General features: G+C 41.1%; 21 protein-coding genes. 16 read left to right on the forward strand and 5 right to left on the reverse strand.

Going from position 1 to position 21,345, the window contains the following annotated elements:
* Positions 1-38 precede the first annotated feature (38 nt).
* The 16 genes from mnmE (at position 39) to glmU (ending at position 15,240) form a co-directional block, all read left to right on the forward strand.
* Positions 39-1,406, forward strand: a complete 1,368-nt coding sequence (mnmE, locus tag Q1K78_RS00915) for a tRNA uridine-5-carboxymethylaminomethyl(34) synthesis GTPase MnmE (RefSeq protein WP_300173417.1) — start codon at positions 39-41, stop codon at positions 1,404-1,406.
* Between the two features lie 63 nt (positions 1,407-1,469).
* Positions 1,470-1,904, forward strand: coding sequence for an FMN-binding protein MioC (gene mioC, locus Q1K78_RS00920; protein ID WP_300173419.1), 435 nt, complete (start codon positions 1,470-1,472; stop codon positions 1,902-1,904).
* A gap of 422 nt (positions 1,905-2,326) precedes the next feature.
* Positions 2,327-4,216 (forward strand): tRNA uridine-5-carboxymethylaminomethyl(34) synthesis enzyme MnmG, encoded by a 1,890-nt coding sequence (gene mnmG / locus Q1K78_RS00925; protein ID WP_300173421.1) that lies wholly within the window; start codon positions 2,327-2,329, stop codon positions 4,214-4,216.
* A gap of 1 nt (position 4,217) precedes the next feature.
* Entirely contained in the window at positions 4,218-4,850 is a 633-nt protein-coding gene (gene rsmG / locus Q1K78_RS00930; RefSeq protein ID WP_300173423.1) for a 16S rRNA (guanine(527)-N(7))-methyltransferase RsmG, read from the forward strand.
* 17 nt (positions 4,851-4,867) lie between these two features.
* Positions 4,868-5,665, forward strand: a complete 798-nt coding sequence (locus Q1K78_RS00935; protein WP_300173425.1) for a ParA family protein — start codon at positions 4,868-4,870, stop codon at positions 5,663-5,665.
* Positions 5,658-6,542, forward strand: a complete 885-nt coding sequence (locus Q1K78_RS00940) for a ParB/RepB/Spo0J family partition protein (RefSeq protein WP_300173427.1) — start codon at positions 5,658-5,660, stop codon at positions 6,540-6,542. Before Q1K78_RS00935 ends, Q1K78_RS00940 begins: the two co-directional genes overlap by 8 nt.
* 187 nt (positions 6,543-6,729) lie before the next feature.
* A complete protein-coding gene (locus Q1K78_RS00945; protein ID WP_300173429.1) occupies positions 6,730-7,119 on the forward strand; it encodes a F0F1 ATP synthase subunit I in 390 nt (129 codons plus the stop codon).
* Between the two features lie 8 nt (positions 7,120-7,127).
* The gene (gene atpB, locus Q1K78_RS00950) at positions 7,128-7,925 is read left to right on the forward strand and encodes a F0F1 ATP synthase subunit A (protein ID WP_300173431.1); all 798 of its coding nucleotides are present in this window, start codon (positions 7,128-7,130) and stop codon (positions 7,923-7,925) included.
* A gap of 46 nt (positions 7,926-7,971) precedes the next feature.
* Positions 7,972-8,229, forward strand: a complete 258-nt coding sequence (gene atpE / locus Q1K78_RS00955; protein WP_004411110.1) for a F0F1 ATP synthase subunit C — start codon at positions 7,972-7,974, stop codon at positions 8,227-8,229.
* 56 nt (positions 8,230-8,285) lie between these two features.
* The gene (atpF, locus tag Q1K78_RS00960; RefSeq protein WP_300173433.1) at positions 8,286-8,756 is read left to right on the forward strand and encodes a F0F1 ATP synthase subunit B; all 471 of its coding nucleotides are present in this window, start codon (positions 8,286-8,288) and stop codon (positions 8,754-8,756) included.
* A gap of 17 nt (positions 8,757-8,773) precedes the next feature.
* Positions 8,774-9,307, forward strand: coding sequence for a F0F1 ATP synthase subunit delta (gene atpH, locus Q1K78_RS00965; protein ID WP_300173435.1), 534 nt, complete (start codon positions 8,774-8,776; stop codon positions 9,305-9,307).
* A gap of 13 nt (positions 9,308-9,320) precedes the next feature.
* Entirely contained in the window at positions 9,321-10,862 is a 1,542-nt protein-coding gene (gene atpA / locus Q1K78_RS00970; RefSeq protein ID WP_300173437.1) for a F0F1 ATP synthase subunit alpha, read from the forward strand.
* 45 nt (positions 10,863-10,907) lie between these two features.
* Positions 10,908-11,774: a F0F1 ATP synthase subunit gamma gene (gene atpG / locus Q1K78_RS00975; protein ID WP_300173439.1), complete on the forward strand. Its 867-nt coding sequence runs from the start codon at positions 10,908-10,910 to the stop codon at positions 11,772-11,774.
* Positions 11,775-11,807: 33 nt separating this feature from the next.
* Positions 11,808-13,211: a F0F1 ATP synthase subunit beta gene (atpD, locus tag Q1K78_RS00980; protein ID WP_300173441.1), complete on the forward strand. Its 1,404-nt coding sequence runs from the start codon at positions 11,808-11,810 to the stop codon at positions 13,209-13,211.
* A gap of 18 nt (positions 13,212-13,229) precedes the next feature.
* On the forward strand, positions 13,230-13,652 hold the full coding sequence (locus Q1K78_RS00985; RefSeq protein WP_065594564.1) for a F0F1 ATP synthase subunit epsilon: 423 nt from the start codon (positions 13,230-13,232) through the stop codon (positions 13,650-13,652).
* A 229-nt stretch (positions 13,653-13,881) separates the two neighbouring features.
* Positions 13,882-15,240 carry a bifunctional UDP-N-acetylglucosamine diphosphorylase/glucosamine-1-phosphate N-acetyltransferase GlmU gene (gene glmU / locus Q1K78_RS00990; protein ID WP_300173444.1) on the forward strand — a complete coding sequence of 453 codons (1,359 nt, stop codon included), beginning with the start codon at positions 13,882-13,884 and terminating at the stop codon, positions 15,238-15,240.
* Between the two features lie 153 nt (positions 15,241-15,393).
* Here glmU and Q1K78_RS00995 read toward each other — a convergent pair whose 3' ends face one another.
* From Q1K78_RS00995 to ilvG, 5 genes are all read right to left on the reverse strand, one after another.
* A complete protein-coding gene (locus tag Q1K78_RS00995) occupies positions 15,394-15,603 on the reverse strand; it encodes a cold-shock protein (RefSeq protein ID WP_300173446.1) in 210 nt (69 codons plus the stop codon).
* 276 nt (positions 15,604-15,879) lie between these two features.
* On the reverse strand, positions 15,880-17,412 hold the full coding sequence (gene ilvA / locus Q1K78_RS01000) for a threonine ammonia-lyase, biosynthetic (RefSeq protein WP_300173448.1): 1,533 nt from the start codon (positions 17,410-17,412) through the stop codon (positions 15,880-15,882).
* A gap of 4 nt (positions 17,413-17,416) precedes the next feature.
* Positions 17,417-19,273, reverse strand: coding sequence for a dihydroxy-acid dehydratase (ilvD, locus tag Q1K78_RS01005; protein ID WP_300173450.1), 1,857 nt, complete (start codon positions 19,271-19,273; stop codon positions 17,417-17,419).
* Between the two features lie 27 nt (positions 19,274-19,300).
* On the reverse strand, positions 19,301-19,546 hold the full coding sequence (ilvM, locus tag Q1K78_RS01010; RefSeq protein ID WP_065601401.1) for an acetolactate synthase 2 small subunit: 246 nt from the start codon (positions 19,544-19,546) through the stop codon (positions 19,301-19,303).
* Positions 19,546-21,192, reverse strand: coding sequence for an acetolactate synthase 2 catalytic subunit (ilvG, locus tag Q1K78_RS01015; RefSeq protein ID WP_300173454.1), 1,647 nt, complete (start codon positions 21,190-21,192; stop codon positions 19,546-19,548). Before ilvG ends, ilvM begins: the two co-directional genes overlap by 1 nt.
* Positions 21,193-21,345: the final 153 nt, after the last annotated feature.

The following is a 21,345-nucleotide window of genomic DNA, read 5'->3' on the forward strand; positions in this document are numbered from 1 at the left end:
CTTACAATATGCTCAAGCAATAGACATTAAGAATAATCATGACATTACATACAGACACTATCGTTGCACAAGCAACAGCCCCTGGACGAGGCGGCGTAGGCATCATTCGAGTATCAGGTCCTAAAGCCCAACAAGTCGCCTTAGAAGTCGTAGGAAAGACACTGAAACCACGTTATGCCGAATACACCCCATTTAAAGATGAAAGCGGTGTACAGCTTGATCAAGGCATTGCGCTTTATTTTCCAAACCCTCATTCGTTCACAGGTGAAGATGTTTTAGAACTTCAAGGCCATGGCGGCCCTGTCGTGATGGACATGCTAATCAAACGCATTCTAAAAATCGATGGCATTCGTACCGCTCGCCCTGGTGAGTTCTCAGAAAGAGCCTTCTTAAACGATAAAATGGATTTAGCCCAAGCAGAAGCAATTGCCGATTTAATCGATGCAAGCTCTGAAGAAGCCGCTAAATCAGCACTAAATTCACTTCAGGGCGTTTTCTCAAACAAGATAAACACCTTAGTTGAGTCACTTATTTATCTGCGAATTTATGTTGAAGCTGCCATTGATTTCCCAGAAGAAGAAATCGATTTTCTAGCTGATGGCAAAGTGAGTGGTGATTTACAAACGATCATTGATAACTTAAATGCAGTTCGTAAAGAAGCCAATCAAGGTGCGATCATGCGTGAAGGTATGAAAGTGGTGATAGCAGGACGACCTAACGCAGGTAAATCTAGTCTATTAAATGCCTTATCAGGTAAAGACAGCGCTATCGTTACCGATATTGCAGGAACCACCCGTGATGTACTCAGAGAGCACATTCACATAGATGGCATGCCTTTGCATATTATTGATACCGCAGGCCTTCGTGAAGCATCAGATGAGGTAGAACGCATTGGTATTGAACGAGCTTGGGAAGAAATAGCACACGCTGACCGTGTTTTATTTATGGTTGATGGCACGACAACAGACGCCACAGACCCTAAAATTATTTGGCCTGAGTTTCTAGACCGTCTACCTAAAAATATGGGGATGACAGTCATCCGTAATAAGGCCGATCAAACAGGCGAAAAGCTTGGAATTTGCCATGTTAACGATCCTACCCTAATTCGCTTATCAGCTAAAACTGGCGAAGGTGTCGATGCGTTACGTAATCATCTAAAAGAGTGTATGGGCTTCTCTGGTAATCAAGAAGGCGGATTCATGGCACGTAGACGCCATCTAGAGGCCCTAGAAAAAGCCTCGCAACATCTTGATATAGGTCAACAGCAACTTGAAGGTTACATGGCGGGTGAAATCCTTGCAGAAGAACTCAAAATTGCTCAGCAACACCTTAGCGAGATTACTGGTGAATTCACTTCAGATGATTTATTAGGACGGATTTTTACTTCTTTCTGTATTGGTAAATAAATCCCTCCAACACAAACAAACCAACAATGGGCCATTAAGGCCCATTTTTTATAGGAAAAATTCATGAAAAATGTATCTATCATTACAGGTAGTACCCTTGGCGCAGCTGAATACGTTGGCGATCATATTGCCGACCTTCTAGAAGAGATGGACTTTACGACAGATATTCATAACCAACCAAATTTAGACGAAATAGACAACAATAGCCTTTGGATTTTAGTGGTATCTACTCATGGTGCAGGAGATTATCCAGATAATATCAAACCCTTTATTCAGCAATTACAGGACAAAAATAAAGACACATCAAACGTGCAATTTGCCGTTGTCGCTATTGGTGATTCAAACTATGACACCTTCTGTGCTGCAGGCAAATCATTGCAAAAAACACTGATTAAATTAGGTGCTACAGAAAAATACCCACTATTAGAAATAGATGTTACTCAAAATAGTATCCCAGAAGAACCTGCGGAGTTGTGGGTAAAACAGTATATTTGTTAACAATATGTATATTGATTACACGAAAAGTTATTAAATAGAAAAAAGCTACTATGTGGATAACTATAGTAAGATCCAGTGATCAAGTTATAGTTATCCATTGAATAAGATCTAGGGTCCTACCCCCATGTGGATAAGTATCCATTTTGTCCTCAAGTAATCCGATCGAAGATCAAAGAAAATTAACAAGTTTAGATCCTACAAAAGTATATGATCCTATTGATCATTTATCACTTATCCACAGAGATCTGCGATCTATATAATAGATCTAATAAAAGATCTCTTAAAAAGATCTTATATATATTAAGTGATCTTTCTTTTTTGAACTTCGTCACTTTTTCATTTCTTTCCAAGCAAGAAAAAGGGTAAAATGGATCTCTTAATTTAGATTTACTCATTTCTTTCATTACACCTAAGGTCGAATCATGTTTTACCAAGAAAACTTTGATGTCATTGTTATTGGCGGTGGTCATGCTGGTACTGAAGCAGCCCTTGCTGCGGCAAGAACAGGGCAAAAAACACTTCTACTCACTCATAACATTGACACATTAGGTCAAATGTCGTGTAACCCAGCGATTGGTGGGATCGGCAAAGGCCATTTGGTAAAAGAAGTGGATGCCTTAGGTGGATTAATGGCACAAGCTATTGATCACAGTGGTATCCAATTCAGAACACTTAATGCTTCAAAAGGTCCTGCAGTTCGTGCAACTCGTGCTCAAGCAGATAGAGCATTATATAAAGCGTTTGTACGTTCAGTATTAGAAAACCAACCAAATTTGACATTATTTCAACAAGCAGTTGATGATTTGATCATTGAAAATGATAAAGTGATCGGTGCAGTGACTCAAATGGGCCTTAAATTCCGTGCTAAATCGGTTGTATTAACCGCTGGAACCTTTTTAGGGGGTCAGATACATATCGGTATGGAAAACTTCGCAGGAGGACGCGCAGGAGATCCTTCTTCGATCACTTTGGCACAACGCCTAAGAGATCGTCCATTTAGGATCGGACGTCTAAAAACAGGAACGCCACCTCGTATTGATGCTCGTACTGTTGATTTTTCAATATTAGAAGCACAACCAGGCGACAACCCAACCCCTGTATTTTCATTCTTAGGTAATCGAGAACAACACCCTAAACAGGTAAATTGTTTTATTACTCATACCAATGAAAAAACTCATGATGTGATCCGTAAAAACCTTGACCGTAGTCCAATGTATGCCGGTGTTATTGAAGGTATTGGTCCTCGTTACTGCCCTTCAATTGAAGATAAAGTGATGCGCTTTGCAGACAAAGACAGTCACCAAATCTTTATTGAGCCAGAAGGCTTAACAACACACGAATTATACCCAAATGGTATTTCAACAAGCCTACCATTTGATGTTCAATTACAAATTGTCCGTTCAATGAAAGGCTTCGAAAATGCACACATCGTGCGTCCAGGTTACGCGATTGAGTATGATTTCTTTGATCCTCGTGATTTAAAATCAACGTATGAAACTAAGTTTATTGAAGGATTATTCTTTGCTGGCCAAATCAACGGCACAACAGGCTATGAAGAAGCAGCAGCTCAAGGTTTAATGGCTGGTCTAAATGCAAGTTTGTTTGCTCAAGGCAAAGAAGGTTGGAGCCCACGTCGCGATGAAGCTTACATGGGAGTTCTAATTGATGATTTATCAACGCTTGGAACGAAAGAACCTTATCGTATGTTCACATCTCGTGCTGAATATCGCCTATCTTTACGTGAAGATAATGCCGATTTACGTTTAACAGAACATGGCCGATCTCTTGGTTTAGTCGATGATATTCGTTGGTCTCGTTTCAGTGAAAAAGTAGAAAATATTGAGAAAGAAAATCAACGTTTGAAAGATATTTGGATTAATCCAAAATCTGAAAATATTGATCAAATAAACTCGATCTTAAAAACCCCGATCGTTCGTGAAGCGAATGGAGAGGATCTTCTTCGTCGTCCAGAAGTGACTTATTCATCTTTGGTATCACTTGAAAACTTCGGTCCAGCGATTGAAGATCGACAAGCCGCAGAACAAGTTGAAATTCAAGTTAAATATGCGGGTTATATTCAACGTCAGCGAGATGAAATTGAAAAGTCATTACGCCACGAAAATACCAAACTGCCATTAGATTTGGATTACAGCAAAGTAAAAGGTCTTTCAAATGAAGTGGTTGCTAAATTGAGTGATGCAAAACCTGAAACTCTTGGTATTGCTTCTCGTATTTCAGGTATTACACCTGCTGCAATTTCAATTTTATTAGTTCATTTAAAGAAACACGGTTTATTAAAAAAAGGTGAGTAACGTGACCGATTTATCGCAACAATTCGATCGTTTGATTGCTCAAACCGATTTAACAGTCTCTGAATTACAAAAAGAACAGCTACTTGGTTACGTCGCCCTACTTAATAAGTGGAATAAAGCGTATAACTTAACGTCTGTAAGAAACCCAAGTGAGATGGTTATTAAACATATCTTGGATAGTATTGTGGTTAGTCCAAAACTATCTGGTCAGCGTTTTATTGATGTTGGTACTGGTCCTGGTTTACCTGGCATCCCTTTAGCTATCATGAATCCTGATAAGTCATTTACACTACTTGATAGCTTAGGCAAACGAATTCGTTTTATTAAACAAGTGATTCATGAACTAAAAATTAGTAATGTCACGCCAATCCAAAGTCGTGTTGAAGAGTTTCAACCTGAAGAAAAGTTTGATGCAGTGCTAAGTCGTGCGTTTGCATCAATGACAGATATGGTGAATTGGTGTCATCATCTACCGAAAGAAGAAGATGGTGTATTTTTGGCATTAAAAGGGATCTATTCAGAAGATGAAGCAAATGATCTTCCTGAATGGTGCTCAGTCAAAGATGTCACAACATTGATCGTTCCTGAGTTAGAAGGTGAAAGACATTTAATCACCTTAATCGGAAAAAAATAATGGAATAAGAGGTTAGTGTGGGAAAAGTTATCTCTATTGCGAACCAAAAAGGTGGCGTAGGTAAAACAACAACAGCGGTAAATCTTGCTGCATCTATGGCAGCAACGCATCGAAAAATTCTACTCATTGATTTAGACGCACAAGGTAATGCGACTATGGCCAGTGGCGTTGATAAGTACGATGTAGATGCGACTGCTTACGAGTTGTTGGTTGATGAAGTGCCCTTTGAAAAAGTTGTAATAGAGGAGACATCTGGCGGTTATGATCTTATTGCTGCTAATGGTGATCTAACGGCAGCTGAAATTAAATTAATGGAAGTCTTCGCTCGCGAAGTGCGCTTACGTAATATGATTTCATCGATTCGTGGTAACTATGATTTCATCTTTATTGATTGCCCTCCCGCTCTAAACCTTCTTACAATCAATGCCATGGCAGCATCTGATTCTGTATTAGTTCCTATGCAGTGCGAGTATTATGCGCTCGAGGGACTAACCGCTTTGATTGACACTATCGGTAAATTGGCGGCTGTAGTGAATGCTGATTTAAAGATCGAAGGGTTATTAAGAACCATGTTCGATCCTCGCAATCGCTTAGCTAATGATGTATCAGATCAATTAAAAAAACATTTTGGTGATAAAGTGTATCGCACTGTTATTCCTCGAAATGTGCGTTTAGCAGAAGCTCCAAGTCATGGTAAACCTGCAATGTATTATGATAAATACTCAAATGGTGCAAAGGCATATTTAGCCCTTGCCGGAGAGATAATTCGCCGTGACGAAATTGAAAAAGAAAGGGAAACAGAAATTCATGGGTAACAAACGTGGTTTAGGCAAAGGATTAGATGCCCTATTAGCAACAAGCTCGATGGCTCGTGATAAGCAAACAGCCGCTGAGCAAAGTGAATCTATTTCAAAAGATACTCAATTAATTGAATTGGGTATTCATCAATTAAATGCAGGTAAATATCAACCTCGCAAAGTAATGGAAGAAGAAGCATTAGACGAATTATCGGCTTCCATTCGTTCTCAAGGTATTATCCAACCTATCGTTGTTCGTCAAATATCGCATCAACAATATGAAATTATTGCCGGTGAAAGGCGCTTCCGTGCTGCCAAAAAAGCAGGATTAAAACACGTTCCATGCGTGATTAAATCCGTTGATGATAAAACGGCTATTGTAATGGCGCTTATTGAAAATATTCAACGTGAAGACCTAAATGTAATTGAAGAAGCACAAGCGTTAGAGCGTTTACAGCGCGAGTTTGAGTTAACTCATCAACAAATTTCTGATGTTATCGGTAAATCTCGAACTACGGTAACTAACTTATTACGATTAAATGCATTATCTGATGATGTTAAAGTACTTGTCGAAAGTAAGCAGTTAGAAATGGGTCATGCTCGAGCGTTATTGGCATTAAACGAACAACAGCAAGTAGAGTTAGCTGATTTTATTATCAAGAAAAAGCTGACTGTTCGTCAAACTGAGCAAAAAGTTAAAGCACTTTTAGCGCCTGAAAAAGAAGAGCAACCTAAAGCGGTTGATCTTGAAATGATAAATATCTCGGATAAGTTATCATCGACTCTTGGGTCTAAAGTTGTCATTAACCGAAATGCATCGGGGAAAGGAAATATAACGATTACCTTTGACGAGGCTCACAAATTAGAACAACTTATCGCAAAGCTAGAAAGCTAAGTGTGATATAAAACAGTGTTTCAAAGTAAAAACGTATGTTACGTCGTAAAAGTTACTGCATTGTTCTCATAAATGTAACTTTTTAATGCTATTTGATTGCATTCATATGGGTGCAACGTATAATTTTTGCAAAATCTTTGTCTAATATTGATTAATATCAAGGCAAAGATGCTTTAAGGAAGAATACATGGTAGTTACGCTAGCTAAGCCAGGGCGTTTGCTTGCAAAGCGATTGTTATTGATTCAGCTTAGTGTCACTACAGTTATGGCAATAGGGATGAGCATAGCCGTTAGTGCTAGTTGGGGAATGTCAGCATTGATCGGTGGTAGTATTTTTATTATTGCTAATACAGTGTTTTCAAAGTGTGCATTTATGTTCAGTGGAGCAAGAGCTGCTAAAATGGTTGCTGCTTTTTTCTATTTGGGTGAAGTGCTTAAAATTCTTATAACAATTGTCTTATTTTCTATTGTTTACGTGTATACGGAGGTGGAACTTGTTCCCCTCAAACTAACCTATTTGCTGGTACTGGGTAGTAATATCTTTGCACCAGTTTTCTTTATTAACAACAGGAAATAGGAAAAGTTATGTCTGCGTCAACGCCTACTGAATATATTAATCATCACCTGCAGAATCTCTCTTTAGGGAAGTTAGGCATTGTTGATGAATTAAGTTTTTGGAATGTGCATATAGACAGTTTGTTTTTTTCTGTGCTAACGGGTGTGTTATTCCTTTGGGTATTTCGTTCTGTAGCTAAGAAATCAACGACTGGAGTACCTGGTAAATTACAGTGTTTCGTCGAAATGGTAGTTGAATTCGTTGATAATAACGTAAAAGAGACTTTCCACGGCAGAAATCCTTTGGTTGCTCCATTAGCTTTAACCATATTTTGTTGGGTAATTATAATGAATATCATGGATTTAGTTCCTATTGATTTCATTCCTTACTCTGCTGAACATTTGCTAGGTATCCCTTATCTTAAAGTGGTTCCTACTGCTGATGTAAACATTACTATGGCGATGGCTCTTGGTGTATTTGCTTTGATGATTTATTACAGCATTAAAGTAAAAGGCCTAGGTGGTTTTGCAAAAGAATTAGCATTACATCCATTTAATCATTGGATCATGATCCCGTTCAACCTACTTATTGAAGTTGTTTCGCTACTAGCTAAACCTCTTTCTTTAGGTATGCGTTTGTTTGGTAATATGTTTGCTGGTGAAGTGGTATTTATACTAATTGCTGCAATGTTACCGTGGTATTTACAATGGGTCGGTGCGTTACCTTGGGCTATTTTCCATATTTTGGTTATCTTAATCCAAGCATTTGTTTTCATGATGTTGACAATCGTTTATATGTCAATGGCTCATGAAGATGGCGATCATTAATTTTAAATTTTTAATACAACTCTATCTATTCAATTGGAGAATATAAATGGAAACCGTTCTTAGTTTTTCAGCTATCGCAGTAGCTATTATTGTTGGTCTTTGTGCTGTTGGTACAGCAATTGGTTTTGCTATTCTTGGTGGTAAGTTTTTGGAAGGCGCAGCTCGTCAACCTGAAATGGCTCCAATGCTACAAGTTAAGATGTTCATCATCGCTGGTCTATTGGATGCGGTTCCAATGATCGGTATCGTTATCGCGCTACTATTCACATTTGCTAACCCATTTGTTGGTCAACTAGCAGGCTAATCTAGCCTTTTGCTAATTGAATTTTTGTAGCTGATTCTTAACGAGGGGTAGCTGTTGTGAATATGAACGCAACTCTGCTTGGTCAAGCAATTGCTTTCGCACTGTTTGTTTGGTTCTGCATGAAATATGTATGGCCACCAATCATGGAAGCGATCGAGGCACGTCAGAAGTTAATTTCTGATGGTTTATCTGCCGCTGAACGCGCAGCTAAAGACCTTGATTTGGCACAAGCCAATGCTTCTGATCAACTGAAAGAAGCAAAACGCGCTGCAACTGAGATCATCGAACAAGCGAATAAACGCAAGGGTCAAATTTTAGAAGAAGCTCGTGAAGAAGCTCTGACTGAACGTCAGAATATTCTTACACAAGGTAAAGCTGAACTTGAATCTGAACGTAAACGTACTCGCGATGAACTGCGTAAACAAGTTGCAACTCTGGCTGTGATTGGTGCCGAGAAGATCTTAGAGCGTTCTATTGATGTAGAAGCTCAGAAAGATATTCTTGATAACATCACTGCGAAATTGTAAGTAAAAGGGGCAAAGATATGTCAACAATGACAACCATCGCACGCCCCTACGCGAAAGCAGCTTTTGACTTTGCGGTCGAAAAAGGCGAATTGAACCAATGGGTTCAAATGCTAACTTTTTGTTCAGAAGTCACAAAAAATGAAGATGTTGCTCAGTTATTAGATGGTGCTATCGCATCAGAAAAACTGTCAGAAATTTTTATTTCAATTTGTGGTGAACAACTGAACGAGTTTGGACAAAATCTAATTCATGTAATGGCTGAAAATGGTCGTTTGAAGATTTTACCTAGTGTGTTAGAGCAATTTATCTTTTTAAAGCATGAGCTTGAAAAAGAGATTGATGCTGAAGTTACTTCAGCTATTGAACTGACAGAACAGCAAAAAGCTGACATTAGTGCCAAACTTGAAGCTCGTCTAGAGCGTAAAGTGAAGCTGAATTGTAGCGTAGATGAGGCCCTGTTAGCTGGGGTCATAATTCGAGCCGGAGACCTAGTCATTGATAACTCAGTACGTAGCCGTTTGAGCCGTCTGAGTGAAACATTGCAGTCTTGATGGGGAATGGAGCATGCAACTTAATTCCACGGAAATTAGCGATCTAATCAAGCAACGTATTGAAAAATTTAACGTTGTAAGTGAAGCTCGTAATGAAGGTACTATCGTTTCAGTAAGCGACGGTATTATTCGTATACACGGCCTAGCAGATGTTATGCAAGGCGAAATGATTGAATTACCAGGTGGCCTTTATGCGCTAGCACTTAACCTTGAGCGTGACTCAGTAGGTGCAGTTGTAATGGGACCATATGTCAACCTACAGGAAGGCATGAAGGTAACAAGTACTGGTCGTATCCTTGAGGTACCAGTAGGCCCAGAAATGCTAGGTCGTGTTGTAAACACACTTGGTGAGCCTATTGATGGTAAAGGCCCTATTGATGCTAAATTAACTTCTCCAGTAGAAGTGATTGCACCTGGTGTAATCGAACGTAAATCAGTAGACCAACCATTACAGACTGGTTATAAATCAGTTGATTCAATGATTCCAATCGGCCGTGGTCAGCGTGAGCTAATCATCGGTGACCGTCAGACTGGTAAAACAGCAATGGCGATCGATGCGATCATTAACCAGAAAAATTCTGGTATTTACTCTATCTATGTTGCGATTGGCCAAAAGGCATCAACAATTGCTAACGTAGTACGCAAATTAGAAGAGCACGGTGCACTAGCGAATACAATCGTTGTTGTTGCTTCTGCTTCTGAATCTGCTGCGCTGCAATATCTTGCACCGTACTCAGGTTGTGCGATGGGTGAATACTTCCGTGACCGCGGTGAAGATGCTCTGATTGTTTATGATGATCTATCTAAACAAGCGGTAGCTTATCGTCAGATTTCTCTACTATTGAAACGTCCACCGGGCCGTGAAGCGTTCCCTGGCGATGTATTCTATTTACACTCCCGTCTACTAGAGCGTGCAGCTCGTGTAAGCGAAGCGTATGTTGAGAAATTCACTAATGGTGAAGTGAAAGGTAAAACGGGTTCTTTAACTGCTCTACCTATCATCGAAACTCAAGCTGGTGACGTATCTGCATTTGTACCAACCAATGTAATCTCGATTACTGATGGCCAGATCTTCCTACAAACAGAATTGTTCACTGCTGGTGTTCGTCCTGCGGTAGATCCAGGCATATCTGTATCTCGTGTAGGTGGTGCTGCGCAAACTAAGATCATTAAGAAACTGTCTGGTGGTATTCGTACTGCTCTTGCACAGTATCGTGAACTTGCAGCGTTTGCTCAGTTCTCATCTGATCTTGATGACGCGACTAAAAAGCAACTTGATCACGGTGAGAAAGTAACTGAGCTTATGAAACAAAAGCAGTACGCTCCAATGTCTGTTTTTGATCAAGCGTTAGTTATCTTTACAGCTGAGAAAGGCTACTTGAATGATATTGAGCTTTCTAAGCTTGCTGATTTCGAAGAAGCGTTGCTGTCGTATGCTCACGGTCAATTTGCCGATCTAGCAACAGAGATCGACTCATCGGGTGCTTGGAATACAGAAATTGAAGCTCAGTTCGTGAAACTGGTTGAAGATTTCAAAGCAACCCAGACCTGGTAATTCGTTGGTGACCTGTTATGGGTCACCCGAAAACGGAGAGTAACGATGGCCGGTGCGAAAGAGATTCGTAACAAGATCGGGAGTGTAAAAAGCACTCAAAAGATCACGAAAGCAATGGAAATGGTAGCGGCTTCTAAAATGCGTCGCTCGCAAGAGTCGATGGCAGCGTCTCGTCCATATGCTGACACAATACGTAAAGTAATCGGTCATTTAGCGCTTGGTAGCCTTGAGTATCGTCATCCGTATCTTGACGAACGTGAAGCTAAGCGTGTTGGTTACATTGTTATTTCTAGTGATCGTGGTTTGTGTGGCGGCTTGAACATTAACTTGTTTAAAAAAGTCATGACAGAAATGAAAACATGGTCTGAAGATGGTGTTGAAATAGATTTAGCCGTTATCGGCTCTAAAGCAACAGCATTCTTTAATAGTTATGGCGGCAATGTTATTGCTCAGAATTCAGGCCTAGGCGATAGCCCTAGTGTTGAAGAACTGATTGGTAGCGTTGGTGTAATGCTGAAGAAATACGATGAAGGCCAACTGGATCGTTTGTATGTAGTGAACAATAAGTTTATTAATACAATGATACAAAAGCCAACAATTGACCAATTACTTCCTTTGCCTAAATCTGAAGATGAAGCAATGAAACGCACTCACTCTTGGGACTATATATATGAGCCTGAGCCAAAACCATTACTAGATGCACTACTGGTTCGATACGTTGAATCACAAGTATATCAAGGTGTGGTTGAGAATTTAGCCTGCGAACACGTAGCGCGAATGATTGCGATGAAAGCGGCAACTGATAACGCTGGTGACATTATTGATGAACTGCAACTTGTGTATAACAAAGCCCGTCAAACGGCAATTACACAAGAGCTTTCTGAAATTGTTTCAGGCGCATCAGCGGTTTAAGCATAGGTATTTAAACAGTTTAGAGGATTAACGATGACTACAGGTAAGATCGTACAGATCATCGGTGCGGTAGTTGATGTAGAGTTCCCACAAGGTAGTGTACCTCGCGTATACGATGCTTTGAATGTTATTGAAGCAAAAGAACGTCTTGTTCTTGAAGTTCAACAACAAATCGGCGGTGGCGTTGTACGCGCAATCGTTATGGGTAGCTCAGATGGTTTACGTCGTGGTTTAACAGTAGAAAATACTGGTGCGCCAATTACTGTTCCAGTAGGTACTAAAACCTTAGGTCGTATCATGAACGTTCTTGGTGACGCGATTGATGAGTGTGGCGAGATTGGTGCTGAAGAGCATTATTCAATTCACCGTGAAGCGCCTAGCTACGAAGAGCAGTCTAACTCGACTGAACTTCTAGAAACCGGTGTTAAAGTAATCGACTTAATTTGTCCATTCGCTAAGGGTGGTAAAATCGGTCTATTCGGTGGTGCTGGTGTAGGTAAGACTGTCAACATGATGGAACTTATCAACAACATCGCATTACAACACTCTGGCCTATCTGTGTTTGCAGGTGTAGGTGAGCGTACTCGTGAAGGTAATGATTTCTACTTTGAAATGCAGGAAGCAGGTGTTGTAAACATCGAAAAACCTGAAGAATCAAAAGTAGCTATGGTTTACGGTCAAATGAATGAGCCACCAGGTAACCGTTTACGTGTTGCTTTGACTGGTCTAACAATGGCAGAGCGTTTCCGTGACGAAGGTCGTGATGTTTTACTATTCATTGATAACATCTATCGTTATACGCTAGCGGGAACTGAAGTATCAGCTCTACTAGGCCGTATGCCATCAGCGGTAGGTTACCAACCTACACTAGCTGAAGAGATGGGTGTTCTTCAGGAACGTATCACTTCAACTCGTAGTGGTTCTATCACTTCAGTTCAAGCGGTATATGTACCTGCGGATGACTTAACGGATCCATCTCCAGCAACAACGTTTGCTCACTTAGATGCGACAGTTGTACTTAACCGTAATATTGCATCAATGGGTTTATACCCAGCGATTGACCCGTTAGATTCTACATCTCGTCAACTTGATCCACTTGTTGTTGGTCAAGAGCACTATGATATCGCACGTAATGTACAATCTACATTACAGCGCTACAAAGAGCTGAAAGACATCATCGCTATCCTAGGTATGGACGAGCTATCTGAAGAAGATAAGCAAGTTGTATCTCGCGCTCGTAAGATTGAGAAGTTCTTAACTCAACCTTACCACGTAGCAGAAGTATTCACAGGCGACCCTGGTATTTACGTAGCACTTAAAGACACATTAGCTGGCTTTAAAGGGTTATTAGCTGGTGATTACGATGACGTTCCTGAGCAAGCCTTCATGTACTGCGGTAAGATTGAAGACGCGCTTGAGAAGGCGAAGAAGCTATAAGGCTGATTAGGAGGCGATATGGCAGCAATGACCTTTCACCTGGATGTTGTAAGCGCTGAAAAGAAATTATTTTCAGGGCTAGTAGAAACGATGCAGGTGACCGGTAGCGAAGGTGAGCTTGGTATTTTCCATGGTCACGCACCGCTGCTGACCGCTATCACGCCTGGTATGGTGCGTATTGTTAAACAACACGGTCATGAAGAGTACATTTATGTCTCTGGTGGCATTGTTGAGGTTCAACCTGGTTCAGCAACTGTTCTTGCAGATGCAGCTATCCGTGGTGTTGACCTAGACGCAGCTAAGGCAGAAGAAGCTAAACGCAAGGCTGAGGAGAATATCCGTAATCAGCATGGCGACATTAACTTCGCTCAAGCGGCTGGTGATTTGGCTAAAGCGATCGCACAGCTTCGAGTTATCGAGCTGACAAAACGTTCGCGTTAATCAAGTACCATTAGAAAGAAGGCGGCCTATATGGTCGCCTTTTCTTTTTCTATAATTCTTAGTTATCTCTCACCCGATATAGTTTATTTTCGCGTATAATTTGACCCGAGTATTAATTCCATTAGTTATTACACATTATTTTTTAATGTAGTAGGTAATGAATTTGGTATTTTTTGGTTTTCACAAGCTAGGCAAATTAAGTCAGCATAAAAAATAGAATGGGCTTTTTATGAAATTTAGTGCAGTAATTCTGGCAGCGGGTAAAGGCTCTCGCATGTATTCAAACAAACCTAAAGTACTTCATACTTTAGCGGGAAAACCAATGGTTAAGCATGTTATCGATACATGTGAAGGCCTTGGAGCGAAAAACATTCATCTTGTTTATGGTCACGGTGGCGATCAAATGCAAGCTGAATTAGGTGAAGAACGTGTTCAATGGGTTCTTCAGGCTGATCAATTGGGAACGGGTCATGCGGTTAATCAAGCGTCACCAGAATTTGCTGATGATGAGAAAGTATTAGTTCTTTACGGTGATGTTCCTCTGATCAGCGCTGAAACAGTAGAAAACCTATTGGATGCTCAACCAACAGGCGGCATTGCACTACTTACTGTGGTTCTAGATAACCCTATGGGCTATGGACGTATTATTCGCCGTAATGGTCCTGTTATTGCGATTGTAGAGCAGAAAGATGCGACAGAAGAGCAGAAGCTCATTAAAGAGATAAATACGGGCGTAATGGTTGCTACAGGCGGTGATTTAAAACGCTGGTTAGCTGCTCTTAAAAATGAAAATGCTCAAGGTGAATATTATTTAACAGATATTATTGCTGCTGCTCATGATGAAGGTCGTGCAGTAGAAGCGGTTCACCCTATTAGTCCTATTGAAGTTGAAGGCGTTAATGATCGCGCTCAATTAGCTCGATTAGAAAGAGCGTATCAAGCCGCGCAAGCACACAAGTTGCTAGAGCAAGGTGTTATGCTTCGTGATCCTAGCCGCTTTGATCTTAGAGGATCATTACAATGTGGTATGGATATTGAGATCGATGTGAATGTGATCATTGAAGGCAATGTTACTCTTGGTGATAATGTCATTATCGGTGCTGGCTGTGTTTTGAAAGATTGTGAGATTGATGATAATACGGTTATTCGTCCATACAGCGTTATTGAAGGTGCCACGGTTGGTGAAGATTGTACTGTAGGTCCATTTACTCGTTTACGCCCAGGTGCAGAGTTGTGTAATGATGCGCATGTTGGCAACTTTGTTGAAGTTAAAAACGTTCGTTTAGGTGAAGGCTCTAAGGCAAATCACTTAACTTACCTAGGTGATGCTGAGATTGGTAAGCGTGTTAATATTGGTGCTGGTGTGATCACGTGTAACTACGATGGTGCAAACAAATTTAAAACAGTGATTGGCGATGATGTATTTGTTGGTTCTGATAGTCAACTTATCGCGCCGATTACTATTGCTAATGGTGCTACGGTTGGTGCGGGTTCAACGGTGACTAAAGACGTGAATGAAAATGAGCTATACATTAGCCGTGCTAAAGAACGTCGAATCGCTAATTGGCAACGCCCAGTTAAAAAATAATTAATACATAATGGTATTGATAATAAAAAGAAGCCATTCCGGTTTCTTTTTTTATGTCTATTGTTTGTGTTTTTAATCGTTCAACTCAAATTATAGATAAAAAAAATGCTGACCGAAGTCAGCATTTTTTAAAATTTAATTCGAAAGTTCGAATTACTCACCAACAACGTCAGCTGCTTGTGGGCCTTTTTGGCCTTGTTCTACTGTGAAAGAAACCTTTTGGCCTTCTTTCAAAGTTTTGAAACCTTCAGAAGCGATAGCACGGAAGTGAACGAATACGTCAGCGCCGCCGTTATCTTGAGTAATGAAGCCGAAACCTTTCTCTTCGTTAAACCACTTAACGATACCAGTTGTTTTAGACATAATAATATCCTAATTTTTTTAATTAAATAATTCGCATAATGCGAAGTTGTAGCCATAAAGAATTATTTATTGAGGTAAAACATATGTATAAAAAGCTTCAAGCATAACTGGTAAAGCAGTATAACGAAGGTTTCAAAAGCATAATATTACAGATAAATAGGTCTGTTTACAGGCCGAGAAAAATAATAGCAGTTTTAAACGGATTGTATAGCATAATTTCAAAAATGAATGAAAATAAGGCTAAAAAAGCATTAACCTTACGTATGCGATACCTAATTAAGATAAAAAGAACTGATAAGCCCTATTATCGGTTTCATCTTTCCATTGATAACCTAACTCTTTGAGATGTTTTGAGAAATCGATAAGATCACTGTCGCTTAGCTCAAAGCCACACAATACCCGGCCATAATCAGCTCCGTGATTGCGATAATTAAATAGGCTGATGTTCCAGTGAGTACCTAATGTGCTTAAAAACTTAACTAATGCGCCTGGGTATTCTGGGAATTCAAAACTGTATAATCGCTCCTTCAATGACTTTGAGGGTTTTCCTCCAATCATATAGCGAATATGAAGCTTTGCCATTTCGTTATCGGAGAGATCGACAACAGGATAGTCACCCTGTTGTAGGTCATTAATTATGTTATCTAGCTCTTGTTGACCTTCTTGTAGGCGCACACCCACAAAGATATTCGCTAGCTTGTCATCGTTATAACGATAGTTGAATTCGGTAACTGCTCGACCACCAATTAAGTTACAGAACTCGAAAAAGGCGCCTTGACGCTCAGGGATAGTGACAGCTAGCAACCCTTCCCTCTTCTCACCGAGTTCACATCGTTCAGAAACATAACGTAAACCATGGAAATTGGTGTTTGCACCAGAAAGAACCGTACCGAGTTGTTTATCTTGTAGCTGGTTTTGGTCTGCGAATTTTTTCAGTCCTGCTAACGCTAATGCGCCTGAAGGTTCAGCTATTGCACGAGTGTCTTCAAAGATATCTTTGACTGCGGCACAAATCTCATCGCTAGAAACGGTAATATGACCATCAATATATTGTTGGCATAAACGGAATGTTTCATCACCAATGCGTTTTACTGCAACCCCATCAGCAAACATACTCACCTGATTAAGTACGACTGGCTTACCTGCATCTAATGCGGCTTTTAAACAGGCGGAGTCTTCAGGCTCTACGGCGATAATTTTTATTTCAGGCATCAGTTGCTTAATTAGAACCGCTACACCAGCGGCTAAGCCACCACCACCAACAGGAACAAAAATATAATCTAAGTGCCCATTTTGTTGCAGCATTTCCATTCCAATCGTCCCCTGACCTGCAATCACTAATGGATGATCAAAAGGGGGAACAAATGTATAATCGTGAAGTTCTGCTAATCGTTCTGCTTCTGCTTTAGCTTCGTCAAAGTTACTGCCATGAAGTATGACATGACCGCCAAATCCTTTAACCGCTTCTACTTTGATATCAGGTGTGGTTCGTGGCATCACTATTGTGGTTTGAATACCGAGTTTAGTGCCTGATAACGCCATTCCTTGTGCGTGATTTCCGGCAGAGGCTGCGATAACGCCTGCTTTCTGTTGCTCTTTAGTCAGGCTTGAAACCATAGTGTAAGCGCCGCGAAGCTTAAACGAGTGAACGGGTTGACGATCTTCTCGCTTTAATTGAACTCGGTTTTTAATTCGCTCAGATAAACGAGGCATGTCTTGAAGTGGCGTTACTGTTGCCACATCATAAACAGGTGCTCGTAAGATCTGACGCAGGTATTCTGCGCCAGTTTGATAAGAAGGTGTTGTCATAAATTTACCCTTCTAACTTAGATCTATCACGTACTGCGCCTTTATCTGCACTCGTCGCCATCATTGCGTAGGCTTTTAGTGCAAAAGAGACTTCACGTTGACGATTAACAGGCTTCCAACCTAGCTTATCTTGTTCTGCACGACGCTCGCTTAATTCAGCTTCTGGTACATCAAGTGTGATAGAACGGCTTGGAATATCAATGGTGATGATATCTCCTGTTTTTACTAAACCAATTGTGCCACCACTTGCGGCTTCTGGAGAGGCGTGACCAATAGAAAGACCAGAAGTGCCACCAGAGAAACGACCATCAGTAAGAAGAGCACACGCTTTACCTAGCCCCATTGATTTTAGGTAAGTGGTTGGGTACAACATTTCTTGCATACCCGGGCCGCCTTTAGGGCCTTCGTAGCGAATAACAACCACATTCCCTGCTTTTACTTTTCCAGCTAAAATACTTTCTACTGCGGTATCTTGGCTTTCAAAAACAATGGCTGGGCCTTGGAATTTAAGGTTATCTTCATCAACACCGGCTGTTTTTACAATACAGCCGTCAACCGCGATATTACCAGAAAGAACCGCTAGGCCGCCTTCTTGGCTAAAGGCATTTTCTTTAGTACGAATACAGCCATTTTCACGGTCATCATCAAGGCGATCCCAACGACAATCTTGCGAGAATGCTTTTGTAGTACGGATTCCTGCTGGGCCAGCACGGAAGAATTTAAGTACTGCTTCATCGTCTGTTTGCATGATGTCGTATTGTGCTAATTGTTCTTTCATGGTTAAACCAAGCACAGTATTGGTATCGTTATTAAGTAAGCCAGCACGATCTAACTCACCAAGGATAGCCATAACGCCACCTGCACGGTGAACGTCTTCCATGTGATATTTAGGTGTTGAAGGTGCTACTTTACATAAATGAGGTACTCGACGAGACATCTCATCTATATCATCCATATCAAAATCGATTTCGCCTTCTTGAGCGGATGCTATTAGGTGAAGTACTGTATTACTTGAACCACCCATCGCAATATCTAGCGCCATTGCATTTTCGAACGCCGCTTTGTTGGCAATATTACGTGGCAGAGCGGAATCATCGCCTTGCTCGTAATAACGCTTAGTTAGAGTAACTATGCGTTTACCTGCATTGATAAACAATTCTTCACGATCGGCATGAGTAGCAAGCATTGACCCATTACCCGGTTGAGATAACCCTAATGCTTCAGTTAAACAGTTCATTGAGTTGGCGGTAAACATACCAGAACATGAACCACAAGTTGGACATGCAGAGCGTTCTATTTGCTCGCTTTGTGCATCAGAAACCGTTGGATCGGCGCCTTGGATCATTGCGTCGACAAGATCCAGCTTGATGATTTGATCTGAAAGCTTAGTCTTACCTGCTTCCATTGGGCCACCAGACACAAAGATCACCGGAATGTTAAGACGCATTGCTGCCATCATCATTCCCGGAGTGATTTTGTCACAGTTTGAGATACACACCATTGCATCGGCACAGTGTGCATTCACCATGTACTCAACTGAATCGGCAATCAGCTCTCGTGACGGCAGTGAATACAACATACCGCCATGACCCATTGCGATGCCATCATCGACAGCGATGGTATTGAATTCTTTGGCTATGCCGCCTGCTTTTTCAATTTCACCAGCGACCAATTGGCCCATGTCTTTTAGATGAACGTGACCAGGTACAAATTGAGTAAATGAGTTTACAACCGCAATGATTGGCTTACCAAAATCTTCTTCTTTTACACCAGTAGCACGCCATAATGCACGTGCGCCAGCCATGTTACGGCCATGAGTTGTGGTCGCTGAACGGTATCTGTTTTTAGGAGTCGTAGACATTATGATTAATCCTTTAAATTTTTTATCTTATGCACGGTTCAATGTAGAAACATGAACAGCGGTAATATCCCAAAGTTTTTCAATCTGATTAGTAAGAAGGCTGATTGGACGATCGCTTTCTACGATAATTTCTATAGCAGCAATACCACTTGATTGATTTTGAGTAGCAAGTACTTGTTTGATAGCAAAACCACGGTGACGGATAACACGCAATACGCGTTCTAATAATACTGGTTTATCTGTGGCTTCAATTTCTAAAATATAACGTTGCATTATTCACCCTCCACCATGTCTTGGTTTGCGGCGCCTGGTGGTACAAGCGGCCATACATTTTCTTCTTCAGAGATCAGCACATGTAGCATGTAAGCGGTTTTGCTTTCTAGCATTTCTTTTAACGCAGGTTCAACTTCTTCTTTGCGTGTAATTGTCTTTCCTGGGATGTTAAATGCGGCTGCTAGTGCAACAAAGTCAGGGTTGTCATCGAGAATGGTTTCACTGTGGCGACCATTGAAGAACAGAGATTGCCATTGGCGAACCATGCCTAAACGTTGGTTGTTTAATAGCACCATTTTTACAGGGATTTGTTTACGCTTTAACGTACCTAATTCCTGAACGTTCATCATGAAAGAGCCATCACCGGTGATTAGGATAGATTCATCATTAGGGCGAGCGACTTTTGCGCCCATTGCAGCAGGTAAACCGAAACCCATCGTCCCAAGACCCGCAGACGTTAAATAGTTCTCTGGTGCTCGTGGTTGAATATGTTGTGCTGACCACATTTGGTGTTGACCTACGTCGGTAGCAACAATAGAACTGTCTGGCATCATATCTGATAGTTGTTTAAGTAACAGTGGTGCATAAATTAGATCACCAGGATGGTTATAAGACCACTTAAACTCTGTTCGTAATGCGGAAATATGAGCTAACCAAGGACTTAAATCTTGAGGAGTACTTAGTTGAGGTAAGATGACATTGATGTCGCCACGTAATGTTGAATGCGCATGACGAAGTTTGTTGAATTCGGCAGCATCAATATCGATATGAATAACCTTAGCGTGTGGAGCAAAACTTTCTAGTTTGCCAGTCACGCGGTCATCAAAACGAGCACCAACGACCACTAGCAAGTCAGACTCTTGGACTGTTAGGTTTGCCGCTTTAGTACCATGCATCCCTATCATACCGAGATAATGAGGATCGTGACGCTCAATTGATCCTAACCCTTTTAATGTGCTTACAGAAGGCATTGGATTCTGAAGTAAAAATTCACGAACAGAGTCAGTGGCATGAGCAAGTTGAACACCACCACCAACATAAAGAACGGGTTTATGACTGGCTTTTAGAATCGATTTAGCCGCTTCAATACTTTCTGGTGAAACAACAGGTATTGCAGGTGGTTCAAAATGAGGGAGTACAGTAACTGGGGCTTCTGCAACCTGAACATCCTTGGCAATATCGATTAATACAGGGCCAGGACGTCCCGATTTAGCAACTTCAAACGCTTCTGCGATAACAGGGGCGAGTTCATTGATGTCGGTGACAAGGTAGCTGTGTTTGGTGCAAGAGAGGGACATGCCAATAACATCCATTTCTTGAAATGCATCGGTACCGATTAAGTGACTTGCCACTTGACCTGTGATTGCAACAAGAGGGATAGAATCAAGCATCGCATCAGCAAGGCCAGTAATTAAATTTGTAGCACCGGGGCCAGATGTTGCTAGACAAACCGCCACATCTTTAGTCGAACGAGCCATACCAATAGCGGCCATAGCTGCACCTTGTTCGTGGCGGCAGAGAATGTGTTCAACTCCCCCGTCATATAAGGCATCGTAGATAGGCATGATTGCCCCACCTGGATAACCAAAAACCGTGGTGATCCCTTCATCTCTTAAGGCTTTAACTACTAATTGTGAGCCATTCATACACTGTCGCTCCCTGCGTGAGTGATTGTTTTTCCATTCTTGCACATCATGTGCCCCCATTTCTTCCTGAATCTATAAAAAAACCCCCTCGCTTGTGAGCTTGGGGGTTTTAAGTGTGCGTGTTGTTACGACTTTTTGCTCACTTATCCCCGC

The organism is uncultured Aliivibrio sp. (assembly GCF_946479765.1).
GTDB lineage: Bacteria > Pseudomonadota > Gammaproteobacteria > Enterobacterales > Vibrionaceae > Aliivibrio.